General features: G+C 35.8%; 13 protein-coding genes. 7 read left to right on the top strand and 6 right to left on the bottom strand.

Going from position 1 to position 17,489, the window contains the following annotated elements:
• Positions 1-162: 162 nt before the first annotated feature.
• The 5 genes from ACM9HF_RS17695 to ACM9HF_RS17715 all read left to right on the top strand — a co-directional run bounded on the left by ACM9HF_RS17695 (position 163) and on the right by ACM9HF_RS17715 (position 9,380).
• On the top strand, positions 163-1,518 hold the full coding sequence (locus ACM9HF_RS17695; RefSeq protein WP_473612362.1) for a hypothetical protein: 1,356 nt from the start codon (positions 163-165) through the stop codon (positions 1,516-1,518).
• Positions 1,519-1,651: 133 nt separating this feature from the next.
• On the top strand, positions 1,652-4,264 hold the full coding sequence (locus ACM9HF_RS17700) for an alpha-amylase family glycosyl hydrolase (RefSeq protein ID WP_473612366.1): 2,613 nt from the start codon (positions 1,652-1,654) through the stop codon (positions 4,262-4,264).
• Positions 4,265-4,277: 13 nt separating this feature from the next.
• Positions 4,278-5,177, top strand: a complete 900-nt coding sequence (locus ACM9HF_RS17705; protein ID WP_473612369.1) for a sialate O-acetylesterase — start codon at positions 4,278-4,280, stop codon at positions 5,175-5,177.
• Positions 5,178-5,461: 284 nt separating this feature from the next.
• Positions 5,462-6,172, top strand: coding sequence for a helix-turn-helix domain-containing protein (locus tag ACM9HF_RS17710; protein ID WP_473612373.1), 711 nt, complete (start codon positions 5,462-5,464; stop codon positions 6,170-6,172).
• A 631-nt stretch (positions 6,173-6,803) separates the two neighbouring features.
• A complete protein-coding gene (locus ACM9HF_RS17715) occupies positions 6,804-9,380 on the top strand; it encodes an EAL domain-containing protein (protein WP_473612376.1) in 2,577 nt (858 codons plus the stop codon).
• A 39-nt stretch (positions 9,381-9,419) separates the two neighbouring features.
• On the opposite strand, the gene ACM9HF_RS17720 is transcribed toward ACM9HF_RS17715, so the two are convergent.
• Positions 9,420-9,638: a hypothetical protein gene (locus ACM9HF_RS17720; RefSeq protein WP_473612379.1), complete on the bottom strand. Its 219-nt coding sequence runs from the start codon at positions 9,636-9,638 to the stop codon at positions 9,420-9,422.
• Between the two features lie 370 nt (positions 9,639-10,008).
• Here ACM9HF_RS17720 and rnk point away from each other — a divergent pair, with 370 nt between their 5' ends.
• On the top strand, positions 10,009-10,419 hold the full coding sequence (rnk, locus tag ACM9HF_RS17725; RefSeq protein WP_473612384.1) for a nucleoside diphosphate kinase regulator: 411 nt from the start codon (positions 10,009-10,011) through the stop codon (positions 10,417-10,419).
• Between the two features lie 145 nt (positions 10,420-10,564).
• Here rnk and ACM9HF_RS17730 read toward each other — a convergent pair whose 3' ends face one another.
• From ACM9HF_RS17730 to ACM9HF_RS17745, 4 genes are all read right to left on the bottom strand, one after another.
• Positions 10,565-11,257: a cupin domain-containing protein gene (locus tag ACM9HF_RS17730; protein ID WP_473612388.1), complete on the bottom strand. Its 693-nt coding sequence runs from the start codon at positions 11,255-11,257 to the stop codon at positions 10,565-10,567.
• A gap of 27 nt (positions 11,258-11,284) precedes the next feature.
• Complete coding sequence (locus ACM9HF_RS17735; RefSeq protein ID WP_473612391.1) at positions 11,285-11,905, bottom strand: glutathione S-transferase family protein; 621 nt, start codon at positions 11,903-11,905, stop codon at positions 11,285-11,287.
• 232 nt (positions 11,906-12,137) lie between these two features.
• Complete coding sequence (locus tag ACM9HF_RS17740; RefSeq protein WP_473618330.1) at positions 12,138-12,869, bottom strand: FAD-dependent oxidoreductase; 732 nt, start codon at positions 12,867-12,869, stop codon at positions 12,138-12,140.
• Entirely contained in the window at positions 12,857-13,210 is a 354-nt protein-coding gene (locus ACM9HF_RS17745) for an NAD(P)-binding protein (RefSeq protein ID WP_473612394.1), read from the bottom strand. Before ACM9HF_RS17745 ends, ACM9HF_RS17740 begins: the two co-directional genes overlap by 13 nt.
• Positions 13,211-13,325: 115 nt before the next feature.
• On the opposite strand from ACM9HF_RS17745, the gene ACM9HF_RS17750 reads away from it, so the two are divergent.
• Complete coding sequence (locus ACM9HF_RS17750) at positions 13,326-13,862, top strand: TetR/AcrR family transcriptional regulator (RefSeq protein ID WP_473612397.1); 537 nt, start codon at positions 13,326-13,328, stop codon at positions 13,860-13,862.
• Positions 13,863-14,105: 243 nt separating this feature from the next.
• Here ACM9HF_RS17750 and ACM9HF_RS17755 read toward each other — a convergent pair whose 3' ends face one another.
• Positions 14,106-17,255: a response regulator gene (locus tag ACM9HF_RS17755; protein WP_473612401.1), complete on the bottom strand. Its 3,150-nt coding sequence runs from the start codon at positions 17,253-17,255 to the stop codon at positions 14,106-14,108.
• Between the last annotated feature and the right edge of the window lie 234 nt (positions 17,256-17,489).

Below are 17,489 nucleotides of genomic sequence, written 5' to 3' on the forward strand. Positions count from 1 at the left end.
AATACGAGAAGTCGATATTGTTGCTTTCAAATACCTGTTTTTAATTTAGCTATCCGTATTAACGGAATTTAAGTACACTAGATTAACCACTGTTTTATTTATTTGTAAGTAAAATTAAGCTACTAACTATGGGTTAACACGTTAAGTTAACGGTTACCAAAGATGACTCAAAAAATATCAAATAACTCAATTCCAGATAACGCACTAATCTCGGCGCAACTCAAGCGAATCATGAATAGTAGCACCTTTAACCGTTCAAAAGTTAATAGTAATTTACTCCGTTACCTAGTTGAGTACGCGTTGGTAACGAGAGAAAAAGAAGGGAAAATAAAAGGCCCAAAAGAAATTGAAATTGCAATGGAAGTTTTTGATAAAGGTGATAATTATAACCCCGTGGAAGATTCGTTCGTCAGGGTTTATATTTCAAAACTACGCAAAAAACTAGAAGTCTTTTATCAAACAGAAGGGCAACAAGAAGCGTTTCAAATAATTATTCCTTCGGGAGGTTATGAACTTTCATTTGTCGTGAAAACGCCCCCTGTAGAAAGTGATAGCAACACATTGATTAGCGCAACAGAGCAACCGCAAGATGTTCGGTTAGACTTGGCTAACAGTACACCAGAACAAGGAAACTTTTGGCAACGAGGTTTTCGGTATCAAACCATTCTCACCATTTTATTAGTGTTTTCTCTATCTATACATATTTATGCTTTTTTTGGCCGTTCTGCGGACCAAAATGACAATTTTGAAGCGGTTAAGGAGCATCCGATTTGGCGTGATTTACTTAATCATCAAAAACCAATCTTGATTGTTGTAGGTGATTTTTTTGTTATGGCCGAGTTAGATTCATACTCAAAAAATTGGCGAGCAGTGATCGATTTTCAAGTGAATAATGAGCTAGATTTAAAACGATATTTTGAGCGCTACCCAGCAAAGAAAGAGGTGATGCATAAAACTAACATCACTTACTTATCGAATAAAAGTGTCTTTTCAATGAAGCACTTGCTTCCACTATTCGACGATGTGGCGGAAATAGATATACGCTTGGTCTCGGAACTATCTGCCAGTGATTTACGTGAATATAACTTAGTCTACCTTGGTGAGTTTAAAATGCTTGGCCCTTTAGCTACTTACTTTAAAGGATCGAATTTTCAAATAGCACCCCGTTCTTTAACACACCGTCAGACCAAAAAAGTTTATGATGTTAAAGGCGTTTTTGAGGAGTACTATACTGATTATGGTCTATTTGCTAAATTCGCTGGACCCAATGAAAACCTAATCTACACATTTGCGGGTTTTTCAGATGCTTCTATTAGCCAAATGACTAAATTTGCTACAACGTTAGAGCATTTGAACTCTGATGAGTTTGAAAATAATATCAAAGAGAAAACTTATTCGAATATAGAATTATTATTTTCAACTACGAGTTTTAATCGAACCGGTTTAGGCGTCAACATTGCTGAAGGCGGAAAAATTAATCCTGACAACATATGGGTTAATACTGACTCAAAATTATAACCCACATTAATTACCATGCTCTTCGATATTAGTACTATGCATTCGTATTCACTGCTGAATCGTTTGAGACACCTTTGCCTATCGTATAGTATTTAGCGATAAACAAAGCTGTCAAGAGAACCTTAGAATACTTATGAAAAAGTCTTTAATAATCATTTGGGTATTACTAATATTATATGGATGTGGCGCCGAGCAAGCTGTATATATTGATTCTGAGAACAAGCTAAACGCTTCGACTGAGTCTAAATTACTGCTCCATGTTCCTTCCCCTGAATGGCAAGATCAAATCATCTATTTTTTGATGACGGATCGCTTTGCCGATGGTAACCCTAATAACAATGATTTAGGTGCTAACGAATACAATCCAAACAAAGAAAGTCATTATAGTGGAGGCGATTTACAAGGTGTTATCAATCAGCTTGACTATATTCAAAATCTCGGAGCGACAGCGGTCTGGACTACTCCGGTTGTTGCTAACCAATGGTGGGCAACGGCGGAAAATTATGGCGGCTATCACGGTTACTGGGCTATTGATTTTAGTAATGTAGACGCTCATTTAGGGACAACAGATACCTTCAAACAACTATCGGATCAACTACACCGCCGTGGCATGTATTTAATTCAAGATATTGTGGTGAATCACACGGGTAACTTTTTCAATTATAAAGGTGGTGTAGACGGCTACGATCCAAACAACACAGCCAAAAATTTTTTCTTAATCGAGAAACCTAACTCTTTACAGTCGGCACCAATCCAAGCCCCGTTTGACTTAATCGACAGAAATAATGCGGAACACGTGAAGGCTGACATCTACAATTGGACACCATCAATTAAAGATTATAACGATACCTCTCAGCAGTTTACATATCAACTGGCAAGCCTTGCTGATCTCAACACCAAAAATCCTGTGGTGATCAATAAATTCAAACAAATCTACGGTGATTGGATTAAAAGTGTCGGCATAGATGCATTCAGAATCGATACCGTAAGATACGTCGACCATGAATTTTTTCATAAATTTATGCATGATGAAGATGGTATTCATGCAGTAGCAAAGTCAACGGGAAGAAATGATTTTTTAGCCTTTGGTGAAGTGTTTGATACTTCAAAAGCTTATCAAAATGACGCAGAACATAGGGTTGCTAGCTATCTAGGAAGCGAAGAAAAGCCAGAATTAAATTCGCTTATTTCTTTTCCTCTTCACCATGAGCTTAAAACTGTTTTTGCCCAAGGTTTTCCTACTGAACACTTATCATATCGTATTAAGCAACATATGGAGGTTTATAACAATCCTTATGTCATTCCTACGTTTATTGATAACCATGATATGGCTCGTTTTTTGGCAAGTGGTGATGTGGCAGGATTTAAACAAGCCTTAGCCACTATTTTAACTATCCCTGGGATCCCTGTCATATATCAAGGTTCGGCCCAAGCAATGATGGAGTCTCGTCAGGCTATGTTTAAAGGGGGCTTTATGGCAAGTAAAGACTACTTTAATCAAGACACTGAACTTTATAAGTTTATTGCCGAGCTCACCCATCTTCGTACCAGCGATAAATTATTTACTCGAGGTTCTTTGCAGATGATCGCAGCGAATAAAAACGGGCCTGGGTTACTCGCATATAAACGTGAATATCAAGGTAGAACTGTGCTGGTTATGTTTAATACTTCTCGCGACGATATCCTAGTTAATGGTATGAAAGCGTCAAATCAATCGGGCACTTTGCGGGCACTATTTGGTGATGTAAGTGGTATGTCTTTAGATGCTTCAGGTTATCTTACCACTCAATTACCGGGTCGTAGTATCGTCATAGCAGAACTTGAAAGTAATGATGAAAATGTTGCACAAGTGTCCGGAAATATAGCAATCAACACTTCAAGGCCAGTGCAAACCGTCACACAGGACATTGTAATAACAGGACGCTCTAGCTACCCAAATAGCAAATTACTGTTGATAAAGAATACTTACTTAAAATCAGCACGAGAGATTTTGACAGACGAAACAGGAAGTTGGCAGATCACTTATCCAGTGAACAACTTGGGACAAGAAAAAGTGTCACTTGTGGTCTATCATCCTGAAAAAAATACCTCAAGCGACGCATTCTCCTTTGAGACTTTTGTTGAGCACCCTGAACGCACGTTTACCTTCAGCGACCCTATAGGTGACGATATAGGTTTAGATGGTAAACTTAGCGCTCCAACACATAGCCAAAGCATTGGTCAGCAAGACATCATAACGGCCAAAGCAGAAATTGGTGGTGAAGTACTGAAACTAACCTTAACTATGAAACAGCTCACCAATGACTGGCTACCAACCAATGGATTTGACAATGTTGCCTTCAGCCTCTTTTTCGATTTAGCTGAAAAGAAAGGATCTAAAATTCTTCCGATGATCAACGCTGAAATGCCATATGACTGGACATGGGATCTAGGTCATGTGATTTATGGTTGGGGTAACACAACATTTTCAACCCAAAATGCAAATGCATATCACCAAGGGGATAAGTTTGGTATTGCACCACTAGTGACCGTAGATAAAAGTCTCAAAACAATAACTTTCTCCTATCGTGCTAATGACTTTGGAGTAACCTCATGGCTGAACAGTCACATATATATCACCACTTGGGATATCACTGGTGAAGGAGCTTATCGAGAGCTAACCCCTACGCCAGAACTTTGGAGCTTTGGTGGTGGCAACCATGACGATGCTAAAATTATCGACTTTTTAGAAATAACCCTACAATAATGAGAAACAGATTATGAAAACTAAATTAATTACGACTCTACTGCTATTTTGCACAATTCTTGTGGCTAAGGCTGCTGAATATCAAGTGTTCTACTTAGGTGGACAATCAAATATGGACGGTTATGGCTACAACAATGTTTTGCCTGCCGATTTATTAAAACCACAAGACGTAATGATTTTTCATGGTAATGGCGTACTTGATAATAAACAAGGTGGTAGTGAAGGGGTTTGGAGTAAAATTCAACCAGGCCATGGCACAGGGTTTAAATCAGATGGTAATAAAAATACCTACTCTGATCGATTTGGCCTTGAGTTGACCTTTGCTGATACCCTGAGTAAAAAAATGCCAAATAAGAAGATTGCTATTATCAAATATTCTGCTGGCGGTACAGGGTTAGCGCTAAAAACTGGTTATGGTAACTGGTCTCCTGATTTTGCAGAAGGAGAAGGTAAGAACCAATATGATTACGCATTAAAAACTATTCAAAATGCCTTTGCCACAAATGACATAGATGGTGACGGTGAACCAGACACTCTTATTCCTGCAGGTATCATTTGGATGCAGGGAGAAGCCGATGCACACACAAGTACACATTCTGCCAATGCTTATTTAGATAACCTTACCCGTTTGATGTCCTTATTGCGTGCATCACTGAGAAAAGACGATATTCCCGTGGTGATAGGTAAAATCACAAATTCAAACTTAGAAGAGGGGATCATGCCATATATCAAACGTGTTCAAACGGCTCAGCGCCTATTTACCGAACAAGATATCTGTGCCAGCTATATGACTAAAACCAGTAATTACGATTACACCCCAAAAGATGCTTGGCATTATGCAAGTGATAGCTATATAAGCATGGGGAAAGACTTTGCAACTGCATACCTTCAGCTTGCAAAACAATGTCAATAAACATGTAAGATGTTATGACCCTATGAATGCTGACAAGATTGAGTGTGTGAAGTGATTTAAACACATCATGATCTTATTAATGTGAAAAACTGCGTCATCGAAAGGGCTGTAAAGTTTCTATTACCGCCTGATGGCGCAGTGTTGGTATTCTGTTCTTTCGGCAAGCTTATTGCTGCTACTGAGCTTCCATCTTGGAGCACATATTACCTCAGCCAACTTATAATAATTCATTGCTGTAAATATTGTTTTTTAAGAAAGCTTAAGCTCTTTTTCAAGACTATTTTGTGGGTATAAATAGTGTTGTATTAGGGGCTGTTGACCTTTCAGGTATGTTTGATGTTTATAAGGGAGAAGGCTCTCATTGTCTTTACCCTTATAGTCATACTATTGAATTGGACCATGCTCAGCCTTGTGCATGTATAGGTATTAAGTTCAAAGTGGGCGCATTATATTCATTAAATAAGATCCCATTTACTCAAGTATTACTAAACACAGCCAATATAATGAATTTTGATATTTTTGAAGGTGCCGCTGACATTAGTGAAAATGAGCTACTTGTTATGGCGAAGAATGAACATGAAAAATGTATCGCGATATTAGATAAAATGATTTCATCTTTATTAGCTAATTGCTACGAAGATAAACATAGCGAAATCACAAGAAAAGCGCTTCCTTTGCTAACCGATAAGCCTATTAATGAGTTAGGCGATATGCTGTTTTGTTCGCAGCGTACTCTTGAACGAAGTTTCTTAAAAGTAACAGGTTTCACGCTTAAGCAATGTCAGTCGATGAATAAACTTGAGACTATTTTAGAATATCTTTATCAACGTCAACCATGTGATATTAACTGGGGTGATATTGCTTATCAATTTGGTTTTAGCGATCAACCGCATTTGATTCGTTACTTAAAAAAACACATTAATCTAACACCAAATAATTATGCTCAACAGCGTGGCTTTACTATTGATGTTTATGGCGGTGTGGGAGCTAAATAACGTTGTCTGTTTTGTTCAATGATATCAACTATGATCATTAACATATGCTTATACAAATGTATGGTTAAACCTGTTACTCCTAATATTAGTGATGCACTAGATCATTACCTATACAGATATTGAGCGTAAGGAAAGTGTATATTCTTTTTCTGTTGATAACGTTAAAAATACAGTTAATACACAAGTTATTTATAACTACGAGTAAAATAGTTAAGCCTTTGTTTTATTTGTTATTTTCATGTTTTACTGAGAGGGGGTAAATAGTGTGAGACGATCAATGATTATTTATTGAGCTAAGTTACGTTTTTCAGCTATAGTTATATTAGTTACGGTTGAATCATGATTCATGTCATTTTACCTGTTAACGAATATTAAACTTTTTTGGGACTTATTAACTTTTAGTGTTTTTAAAATAAAAAATAAAAAATAATAAATGATAAAACGAACACACACTTATATTTTGTCTTTTTTGATAACATTATGCTTATTATTGGGTGGCATTGCCTATGCTAACCAATCAGTTTTGGTTTTACATTCTTATCATGCTGAACATATATGGGTACAAATGATTAAGAGAGGGATAGATAAAAGCCTCGGTAATTCAACTGATTTATCTGTATATCATGAGTATATGGATACAAAACGTTATCCTTTATTTTCTCACAAAACGAAGTTTCTTGAGTATATTCAAGATAAATATGCCGATACTGTGCTCGATGTCATTATTGTTTCAGATGATGCGGCCTTAGCATTGGTGAGAGAAAACAGAGTTACATTATTTGAAAATATTCCTATAGTTTTTTTAGGAATAAACAATGTCGATAATCAGCTGATTAATACGCCTAATATTACAGGTGCATTTGAGAATAGAGATGTTGCCAGTGCAGTGTTTGATATTAAAAATTTAACACAAATCGATGAATTAATTATTATTACCGACAGTAGTAAGCCTGGACAAGCTAATTTATCTAAGCTTAATAAAGTTAAACATAGCAAGAATGCACCTAGTAATATTCACGTATTGATTGACTTAAAGAAAGATCAAATTATAAATAAGCTGAGGCAATACTCTCCAAGAGTACCCATTTTTAAAATAGGTCAAATAGTTAAATCGTCTACAAATAATTCTTTATTATCGTGGGATGAAGGCACATCCATATTAACTTCTAATATAAAAAACCCTCTATTTACCCTTTCAAGTACATCAATAAAATATGGTGCATTGGGAGTGCATATGCTCAATGGTGAAAAGCACGGTGAACAAGGGGCGTTATACGCTCGTCGTATTTTAGAAGGTACAAAAGTCACTGAACTACCACCTATCATTAAAGCGAAATCAATTTGGACATTTAACTGGCCATTAATTCAACATTACAAGTATGCCAATGGTCATATTCCTGCTGGTAGCCTGTTTATTAATAAAGAAGAATCTTTTTATGAAAAAAACAAAGAGTTAGTTTTTGGAGCGTTAACGGTATTTACCATTGCATTGTTAATTATTGGGCTTTTAATTGAGCTGGTTCGCCGTGGTCGTCAAACACAAGCTATTCTCACTAACAACGAAAACAGATATAAACAACTTGCGCAGGCGGGGGCGAATGTTTTTTGGGAAATAGATACAAATCATAAAATAACGTATTTATCAGGTAACACTGAGGTGCTTCTTGGTAAGTCTATAGAAGAGCTAAAAGGGCATTACTTTGGCTATATTTTTCAAGATGAAAATATTAATGAATTTCCATTAGAAAAAGCTAAAAACGTATTTAAACGTAAGCTACCAATTGAACGCTTTATATTTAAAAGAAAAATAGCACGAGATCGAGTGAAGGTATTGGTTATTAATGGCGGCCCAATGTTTAATAAGTCTGGCGAATATATTGGATATAGAGGAATATGTAACGACGTAACCATGGAGCAGCAACTTACAGAAAAACTGGCCTATCAAGCTGAATACGATGTGCTTACAGGGCTCATTAATAGAGGGAGTTTTCTTGTACAACTTAAAAAAGAAATTAAGAAAGTACCTAAAATATCCTCATTTATCTGTTTTTTAGATTTAGACCGCTTCAAGCTGGTTAACGATACGGCAGGTCATTTAGTGGGTGATGCTATGCTCACCAAAATAGCGGATGAAATTAGTTCATGTATTGAAGAAGAAGATGTTTTAGGTCGATTTGGCGGTGATGAATTTGGATTGTTACTCGTTGATAAGTCACAGGAAAAAGCATTAGCTTTATGCGAAAATATCGTAAAAAAAATCAATCAATTTCATTTTCAATGGAATGATAAGAAAATTGCGGTAGGTATGAGTATAGGCATGGTGCCACTAGATCGTGATTTATCAGAAATCGAATTATTAAGTAAAGCAGACCTTTCATGCTATAAAGCCAAAGACTTAGGTCGAGACAGGGTTTATTTTGCTGACCCTAATAACATGGAATTACACGCTGAAGCTATTCAAATGGGATATATAGCCAATATAACGCAGGCACTCAAGAACAATCAGTTCTATTTAGTTAAGCAGCCCATAGCCAATGCAAGTTACGATGATTCGCATTTACATTACGAGATTTTACTTCGTTTTAAAGACGACAATGGTGTAAATGTTTCACCGGCTTCATTTATTCCCGCAGCTGAAAAATATGGTGTTATTACGTTAATTGATTCATGGGTTGTACAGAATGTTTTTGACAATTACAGTAACTATTTTTCACCAGATACACTCGTTTCTATAAATTTATCAGGACTAAGTTTAAGCAACGAAGAGTTTATTAAAAAACTTACAACACTCGTACTTAACTCTTCAATCGATTGTCGTAATATATGTTTTGAAATTACGGAAACTGCGGTTATTTCAAACCTATCGAGTGCGCTGTTATTTATCGATAAAATGAAAAAGCTAGGTATTAAATTTGCTTTAGATGATTTTGGCAGCGGTGCGTCTTCGTTTGGGTATTTAAAACAGCTTCCTGTGGATTATCTTAAAATTGACGGTAGTCTGATCACAAGTATGCTTTGTGAACCCATTGATAGAGCTATTATCAAATCAATTCATGAAGTGGCTAAAATGATGAATATGCAGACTATCGCCGAGTTTGTTGAGAATGATGAACTGAGAGTTGCATTAGCCGATATGGGAATTGACCTAGTTCAAGGATATGGCATTGGTAAGCCTATACCGTGTCAGTTGGTTCAAAAGGTTGCTTAATCACTATCTATCTGAGGGTTTCTCATCTTTATTAAAACGTTACGAATTTCCCGTTTTTAATACTTTATTTATTGCTTGGCATAGAGTTACAGCCACATATTCTTCAAAATTTTCTGCAGGATCAAATGAACGCTCGTGAGCAATATTAATAGACTCCAATTGGGCTATTAGTTTTTCTATAGTGTTTTCGGTTAATGCTTCAGATTCGTTTAATTTATCACTGATTGATAAGAGTTGATTCCAGATAATATGATTCATTTTAGTTACATCGTCGGGTTGAGTCGTAAAAATTTAACGACAATAAAAGGGAGAAGATTAAGCTGAATATGTTAATGCACTTTTTTGGTGAGACTTTAAAGGGTATTTATACAAATTTCTAGTTTAGTTTATACAATATTTAATACCTAACCTGAACTTGAAATAATGGATTTTGAATCTACTTATCTTTAATTTTGCTTATTTACCTAATAATGGGCTTTTAAAAGAAAAAATTAACTAACACTAAAAAAGGGAAATAGAGCAATTAAAATATATTGTTTTATCTCTATTATTACACTCGCTATTAAGTTTTTAATTGGTATGATTGTCTATTACTTTAAATTAATGCATTTATATGGAGTTACACCTAATGCAAAAGCCAAATATCACAATATCTTCGATTGATGCTGAAAGGCTAGATCGATTAATTGATACTCTTGATGAAAAGTCTTACCCTAATTTAGATGATTTAATCGTAGAGTTATCAAGAGCTAATATCGTTTTGCCAGAGCAGGTACCTGCTAATGTGGTAACGATGAATTCAACTATTGTGTTTACGGTTGCTTCAACAGAAAAAGAGTTTTCTTTGACGCTTGTTTATCCTAAAGATTTGGCTAATAAGGGGAATAATATTTCTATATTAGCTCCAGTAGGAAGTGCTTTACTGGGTTTAAGTGAGGGGGATGAGATCTCTTGGCCTAAACCAGGAGGAGGAAATTTATTAGTGAAGGTAAGTAAAGTGACATATCAACCTGAGCGTTCAGGACATTTTCAACTTTAACTGATTGATGCTGTAGTGAATATTACAGCATCAAGTATTTATTCAGTAGTACGCTATGCTACTTGTTAATAAATTACTACCAGTAATCAATGTATTATCTTTTTAAATAATCTGAACTAGCTGTCAAAATTTTCTGTAAATATTGCTATGCTTGATTTACGCGTTCAATTTGATTTTCTACATCAACTAAGTGGCCTGTTTTTATCCAAACTTTTGCGCCATTACTGCCTGCTGTAATGTTGACGCTATGATTTATAGGTAGTCTGGCCCAACTGTGTTTTACTAAGTTATCTTGTTGTTCATTAATATCGCCCTCTAGTACAAAAAGCTCTGTTCCACCTGCAGGTGTGAAGTTAAGTTGAGCGTTTCCATCAAAATGCAGTAACGATACTTCTTCAATGTGATCTTTATACAAGGGTGTTATTTGAACGTCTGCTTCATTGGGGATTGCTACTTTTCCCATAGCATTCATTTGTAAACGAACATGTGTTCGGTCTTCAGGTTGGAATTGCCAAAGTTTAACCATTATTACGCAGCCATCTTTTGAGCTAGGTGTATGACTTGATTGTGGAGGGTTGCGAATATAAGAACCAACAGGGAAGTCGCCATGCTCGTCTTGAAATACCCCTTCGAGTACTATAAATTCTTCACCACCTGTGTGTACATGGGGTGAGAATTTACTACCTGGGGCATAACGAACTACGGTAGTTGCTCTAGCAACTTCATCGCCAGCACGATCAAGGGCACGTCGGTCTACACCTACCATTGGTGATGCTACCCAAGGTAGAGTGTTGCTGTGTACTATTTCACGTTTACTAAAGTCGGCGGCAATTTTCATGTTGAGTTCCTATTATTTGGTTTGTAATTAAGCTGCTATGCTAGGACGAGTAGCTATACGAGCTTGCCATGCTATTACGTTTACTAATTCTTTAGGTACGTCAATTTGTGCAAAACCAGCAAAGACTAAACCCGCATGTAGTGTGATATCAGCAACGGTGAATTCGTCGCCAGCGAGAAACGCACTATTTGCTAATACAGAATCAAAATAGGCTAAGCCAGCCAGTGCTTTTTCCATTTGTTTTTGACCCCATTCTTTGTTTTGATATGTTTCAAGTACTGGGCCTAATCCGTCTGTTGCATGATGGAAGTACGTTGCCACGGCATCTAATACCATAGACTCTGCTCGACGTTGCATCATACTGATAACCGCTCGGCTTTTAGGTGTGTTACCCGTTAAAGATGGGCCTGCAAACTCGTGGTCAATATATTCAATAATAGCAGAGCATTCCGAAATAAAAGTACCATCATCAAGCTCTAAAACAGGAACGCCACCGGCAGGATTTTTTGCTAAGAATTCAGCTGAACGATGTTTGCCATTCATTAAGTCTACAGGAATAAATATCGCTTTATCAGCTGCATTTTTTTCTGCCAATGCAATACGTACACGAAGCGGGTTAGGGAAGTTTTCTACGTCATATATTTTCATTATGTTTTCTCTTTATTTTAAAAAGTGTATTGAACAGTTAAAGGTGGTTGTTTGTTCAAGCTTAGAGTGATGCTATATATAAAACCCAAACTATCTACTGGTAGGTATCTTGATAGGTTAAATAAAATAAGTCAATTACCTTTATAGTCTTAAATATCTATATTGTTATGGTGTTAATTTAAACTATAATATTTTCAGTGGGTTATCTTGTGATGTAATGTAAAAATTACTTTTAGGGTATTTTGTTTATTACATCATTAACGGCACACACAGCGCCTTCAAGGTATCCCGCATCTATTGTCGAAAACTCGCTCCCAACTAAAAATATCTTTTTCTCTGTGAGTTCTTTTTGATGATACTTACTATCAAAGTAAGGGTGTTGTGGTGGTTCATTAAGATCTAACTCTGATGTTATATATTCACTTGTGGCCCAATCTTTAAAGTAGGTATTTTCTACTTTTTTGGCTTGCTCTCCGTACAATAGCGCTAATTGGCTTAAGCATGCTTGTTTTATTTGTGCTTCACTGTACTGGCTACGTGATATTGCTGGAATACCAATAAAACCAAATAATGCATAAGAAGGTTCATTGTTTGCGCAAGCATCGTGTATTTCTTGCATTGGACCCTGTTGGCTAAAAGCCTGGCCTGATAATGATTGTTCGCGCCAAAAAGGAGTGGGATAAGTTGCAATAAATTTCGCTTGTGCAGCCATCCATGTGGGGACTTGCTTTAATGCCTTTTGTAACGAGATTGAAGCCCAATTTGTGGGAGTTAGGTGTTGTATTATCATACGTGGGGGTAATGCCAATATCAGATTGTTTGCTTTAAAAACAACAGTGTTACCTTGTTGTTTTACTGTTACAGTCCAACTTCCATTTTCTTGCTTTACCTGTATTACAGCATGGCTTGTTTTGATGTTGTTAGGATTGAGTTTATTGTAAAGGGTGTTAATTAGGGCGGTAATCCCCCTTGTATTCGATACATACTCATGGCTCCCGCACCAACTGTACGTGTAACACCTTGATTACCTTGTTTTTGAAATAATGCATCGCCTTGTGTGTATTGCTCAAAATAAGACAACTCTAGTTCAGTTAATAATGCTTGTATATTATGTTGATGTGGAAAAATCCATGTTGGCCCTAAGTCGTGGTGATGTTCAGTATTATTGTCTTTTACACCAATAATACGGCCGCCTAGCTCAGCATTAGCTTCTAGTAATATGTAGGGTAAGCCTTTTCTTTCCAACGCCCGTGCAGACAAAAGCCCCGCTAAACCTCCCCCAATAATTATATTTGAAGTTTTCATGCTGTTTCCTATTCTCTTAGCTATCTATCGATAGGAAGTTTTATGTGTATAATGTTTCTTGTCAACCCATTTATCCTCATGGATAATTGGTTTAGGTCATTAAAGGTAAGTATATATGTCAAGAAAACAAGAACTTTTACAGCTAGCACAAAACAAAGTGCGCGAGGGCGGATATAACAATTTTAGTTTTAGAGAGTTAGCAAAAGATATAGGAATTAAAAGTGCAAGTGTGCATTATCATTTTCCAACTAAGGCTGATTTAGGTGCTGAACTTGCCAAACTTTATACTGATAATTTTATCAATGCTTTAGGTGACCCAAAAATCCATAAAGACTCAGGTAAAAACCCTGTGGCTATTTATGTTGAGCAATTTAGGCAAGCGCTACATCAAGATAAAAAAATGTGTTTATGTGGGTTACTAGGTGCGGAGTCTGATGTTTTACCCGAGCAAGTTAGGGGAGAAATAAAACGTTTTTTCAAGAAAAACTTAGCATGGCTTGAACAAGCTTATTTATGTGTAAAAACAACGGATGCTGTATCCGCTAAACAGCTTGCTATTAAAACAATATCAGTATTAGAAGGTGCTATGATGATCAGTATTGCAATAAAAGATAATAGTGTATTCGATCAGGCTATTGTTGATTTAATGTAATTGCTATAATTTAAGTAACCTCAACTCGGGTTAATGAATGTTAGATAATGAATTAAAAATCTTATTTATCAAAACCTTAATCTGTATTGTTGTTTTCCTAAGTTATATTAGTCTCTCAACATTGATATTTTTGTGTATAACAAGGCGAATTTTTCTATCTAATAGCTGGCTATTAGTAATAAATTCAACGAAGTTAGGCATAAAAATAGCTTGTTGAGTAACTTTGCTTATCCCGAGCTGAGGTTAAGTATTGTTCTTCAGGCAATTTTCTATTTCATTATATAACTTATTTGGCTGAATAGGTTTTGGTATGTAAGCGTTCATGCCAACTTTAAAACATTGTTCAATATCGTCGTTTACGACGCTTGCTGTTACGGCAATAATAGGTGTTTCAGCGATTCCATTAGATTTTTCATAAGCACGTATGTCTATACTGGCTTCAAACCCATCTTTTATCGGCATCATTAAATCCATTAGTATAATCTGAAAATTTTGGTCTTTACTGTAAATATCTATGGCTTCTTGGCCGTTATTCGCTACTACATGTTGATAACCTACTTTTTGGAAAAGCAATGCGGCAACTTTTTGATTAATACGGTTGTCTTCAACAAGTAATACTCGTATAGAATTGGACTGCTCTTTATTGCTCTGCTCTTCTTCTATCCCTTGTTCGGATTTTGTCTGGGTGGTTGTTTCTAAAGATCCTTCTTGCGCTTGATGGAGATCATTCATCGCATTGAGTATTTTACTTTTGAGTATTTCGGCTTTAAATGGCTTAGGAAGATAATCATTCATACCGCAAGCAAAACACTGTTGTATATCTTCTTCGACCACACTTGCTGTTAATGCAATAATTGTTGTTGGCGTTTTTTTATGTATTTTTTCGTATTGACGGATCTCTTTTGTTGCAACAAAACCATCTTTTATCGGCATCATACAATCCATTAAAATGAGGTCGTAGTGGTTAGCTGTAAAAAGGTTAACGGCTTCTTGGCCATCATTGGCAATATCAAATTCGTAACCCAATTTTGTGAGATGTAATATAACAACTTTTTGGTTTATTCTATTATCTTCAACCAGTAATATTTTTTTGGTTGATGAAGTCGGTAGTGTGTTTTCTATGATACTTTGGTGATTTGAACGGGCCAACTCACAACAATGCTCAAGGGCTTTAAGTAGTTTGTTACCTAATAATGGGTAGGTAATTAATGCACTAATACTGTTACCAAAATCTATTTGTGGTGCATTAAGTGGTTGAACTAAGCACAAGGCTTTGCTGCCTTGATTAAAAGGCTCTAAGTCAATTGGTTCTAAGTGATCGAATGTATCTTCGGTGGTTGCGTAAATAATAATTTGAGGTGTGTTATCCGTTGGCACTGTTAGATTTAATAAGGATTGTTGAATTTCAATATTATTAATACCAAATATATTAAGTTCGTATTTAATAACTTGGGTTACTTCAGTGTTATCACAGACAATAGCAATATTGGTATGATTAAATATCTCATTCTTTTTACCTTTAAGTTCCACTACTTCTAGAGGTAAATAAAAATAAAATCGACTGCCTTTTGCTTTTCGTGAATCAAGTTGAAGCTTTCCTCCCATAAGCTCAATAAGCTGTGTACTAATGGCTAGACCAAGGCCTGTACCACCAAATTTTCTTGTGGTTGAATTGTCTTCTTGAGAAAAAGGGTCAAAAATTTTCTTTTGCTGCGCTTCGTTAATACCTATTCCTGTATCAATAACTTCAAACAAGTAAGATGAAGCGTCTTGTTTATGTTTTTGATATTGAATACCAATTGATACACTGCCTGTTTCAGTAAATTTTACGGCATTAGACATAAGGTTCATTAATACTTGTCTTATACGATGATCGTCAGCTAAAACCGTTAGGGGTAAATGGGGGTCTATATTGATGTTAAGCGCAATAGATTTTTCTTTTAATGTAGGCGCAATAATTGCGGAAACATCATAAACACTTTCGCGAAGATTGGTAGTATAAGTGCTGATAGGAAGTTTACCGGATTCAATTTTGGAGAAATCTAAAATGTCGTTTATTAAGCTCAATAAAAGCTGCGACGATGTTTCTATCGTATCTACATAATCTTTTTGGGTAGCGCTTAAGTGGGTACTTGATAATATGTCTGATATACCAATAACTCCATTTAAGGGGGTTCGTATTTCATGCGACATATTCGCCAGAAAGCTACTTTTGGCCTTACTTGCGGTTATTGCCTCTTCTTTTGCGGTAATCGCTTCGTTTTTCGACGCTAGTAATTCACGTTGGTTTTTTTGTCTTTCAATAGTAAGTCGTTCAACTTTTTCTGCAAATTGGCTAAGCTCATCGCGTCCTTCAATATGCAATTTTAATTCTTTTTCATCGTCATCTTTGTGATCTAAAAAATCGATTACGGTATTTAAATTAACAATAATACGATGCGCTAAAGCAATACCAAAGAGAAGAACTAATAAAATAGATATGGCTGTTACGCAGAAAAATATGAGCCTTTGTTTTTCAAAGGTACTAATCGCTTGTTGAATATCTTGTTTTAGCTGTTGTTCTATTGCATTAGTCACCTTTTGAAAAAGAGCTAAACGTTGCGCAAAAGCATTTATACCTTCTTCAATAGCTTGTTCAGTTATTTCAGATGTCATGCTTTTATCTAATAACAACTCACGATAGGTATTACTTTCTTCAAAGGCTGCATTAGAGAATGCAGCTAATAATAATTCAACCTGTTTTTCGTCTGCATTTATTGCAACAAAACGATCGACAAACAGTTGCTGATTTTGAATTAAAGTGCGTATTTCATCCCTCATTAATTTTGCTAGTTCACTGTTTTGAGTTTTAATCAGTGTTTTACTTTGCCAGTTTTCTTCTTGTACCCAAAAGATTAACCACTCTAATTGTAGTAATGCTTTAAAATTACTATCAACAATTTGAATAGGGGCTTTGAAGTGTGTTTTTTCAATGGTTAATAAAAGTTGTTTATATATATCGCTTTGCCATTGAATACTGTCTTGTTGACTAATGGGGTCTTCGGCATTCGCTATCGCTTTAATCGTTTCTTTATACTGTTCAATGAGTTGCTGGTATTGTGCTAGATCTTTTTGAGAATAAATAACGTTTATTTCGGTTGTTAGTGTTGCTAATGCTTTTTGGGCGTTTTCAATATTTGCCGACGATCTTGATGCGTAAGAAGCTATGTTTAGTTCTTTAAGCTTAGCAATCACGTTAATAACATGAGTTGCTTTTTCTAAGCGGGTCAGTTGATCGTTAACTTCTAAAACCTGGCGACTAGATAAACCAATAATAACAATGGTAGGTAAAAGAACGAGTCCCCAGATTTTTTTCCGAATACTAAGATTGTTCCACAAACTAAGTATGAGCATTTATGTATCCATTGGTTAAACGTTGTTGAAAAATAAAATAGTTTATTAAGATTATTCTAGAACACTAATTCAATTTTTACCTTATACCCTTGTCTATTTTATTTGAAATACCTTTTAGGCTTGAGAATTTAGATTTATGGTCTACCTTTAAAGTATATATACCCGTAACCATTCAAGATGCAGGTTTCAGTGGTAACTAAAAAAAATTTAGGCGCAGATTTCACGTTTTAAACG

It is taken from the genome of Colwellia sp. RE-S-Sl-9 (assembly GCF_048296855.1).
Classification (GTDB): domain Bacteria; phylum Pseudomonadota; class Gammaproteobacteria; order Enterobacterales; family Alteromonadaceae; genus Pseudocolwellia.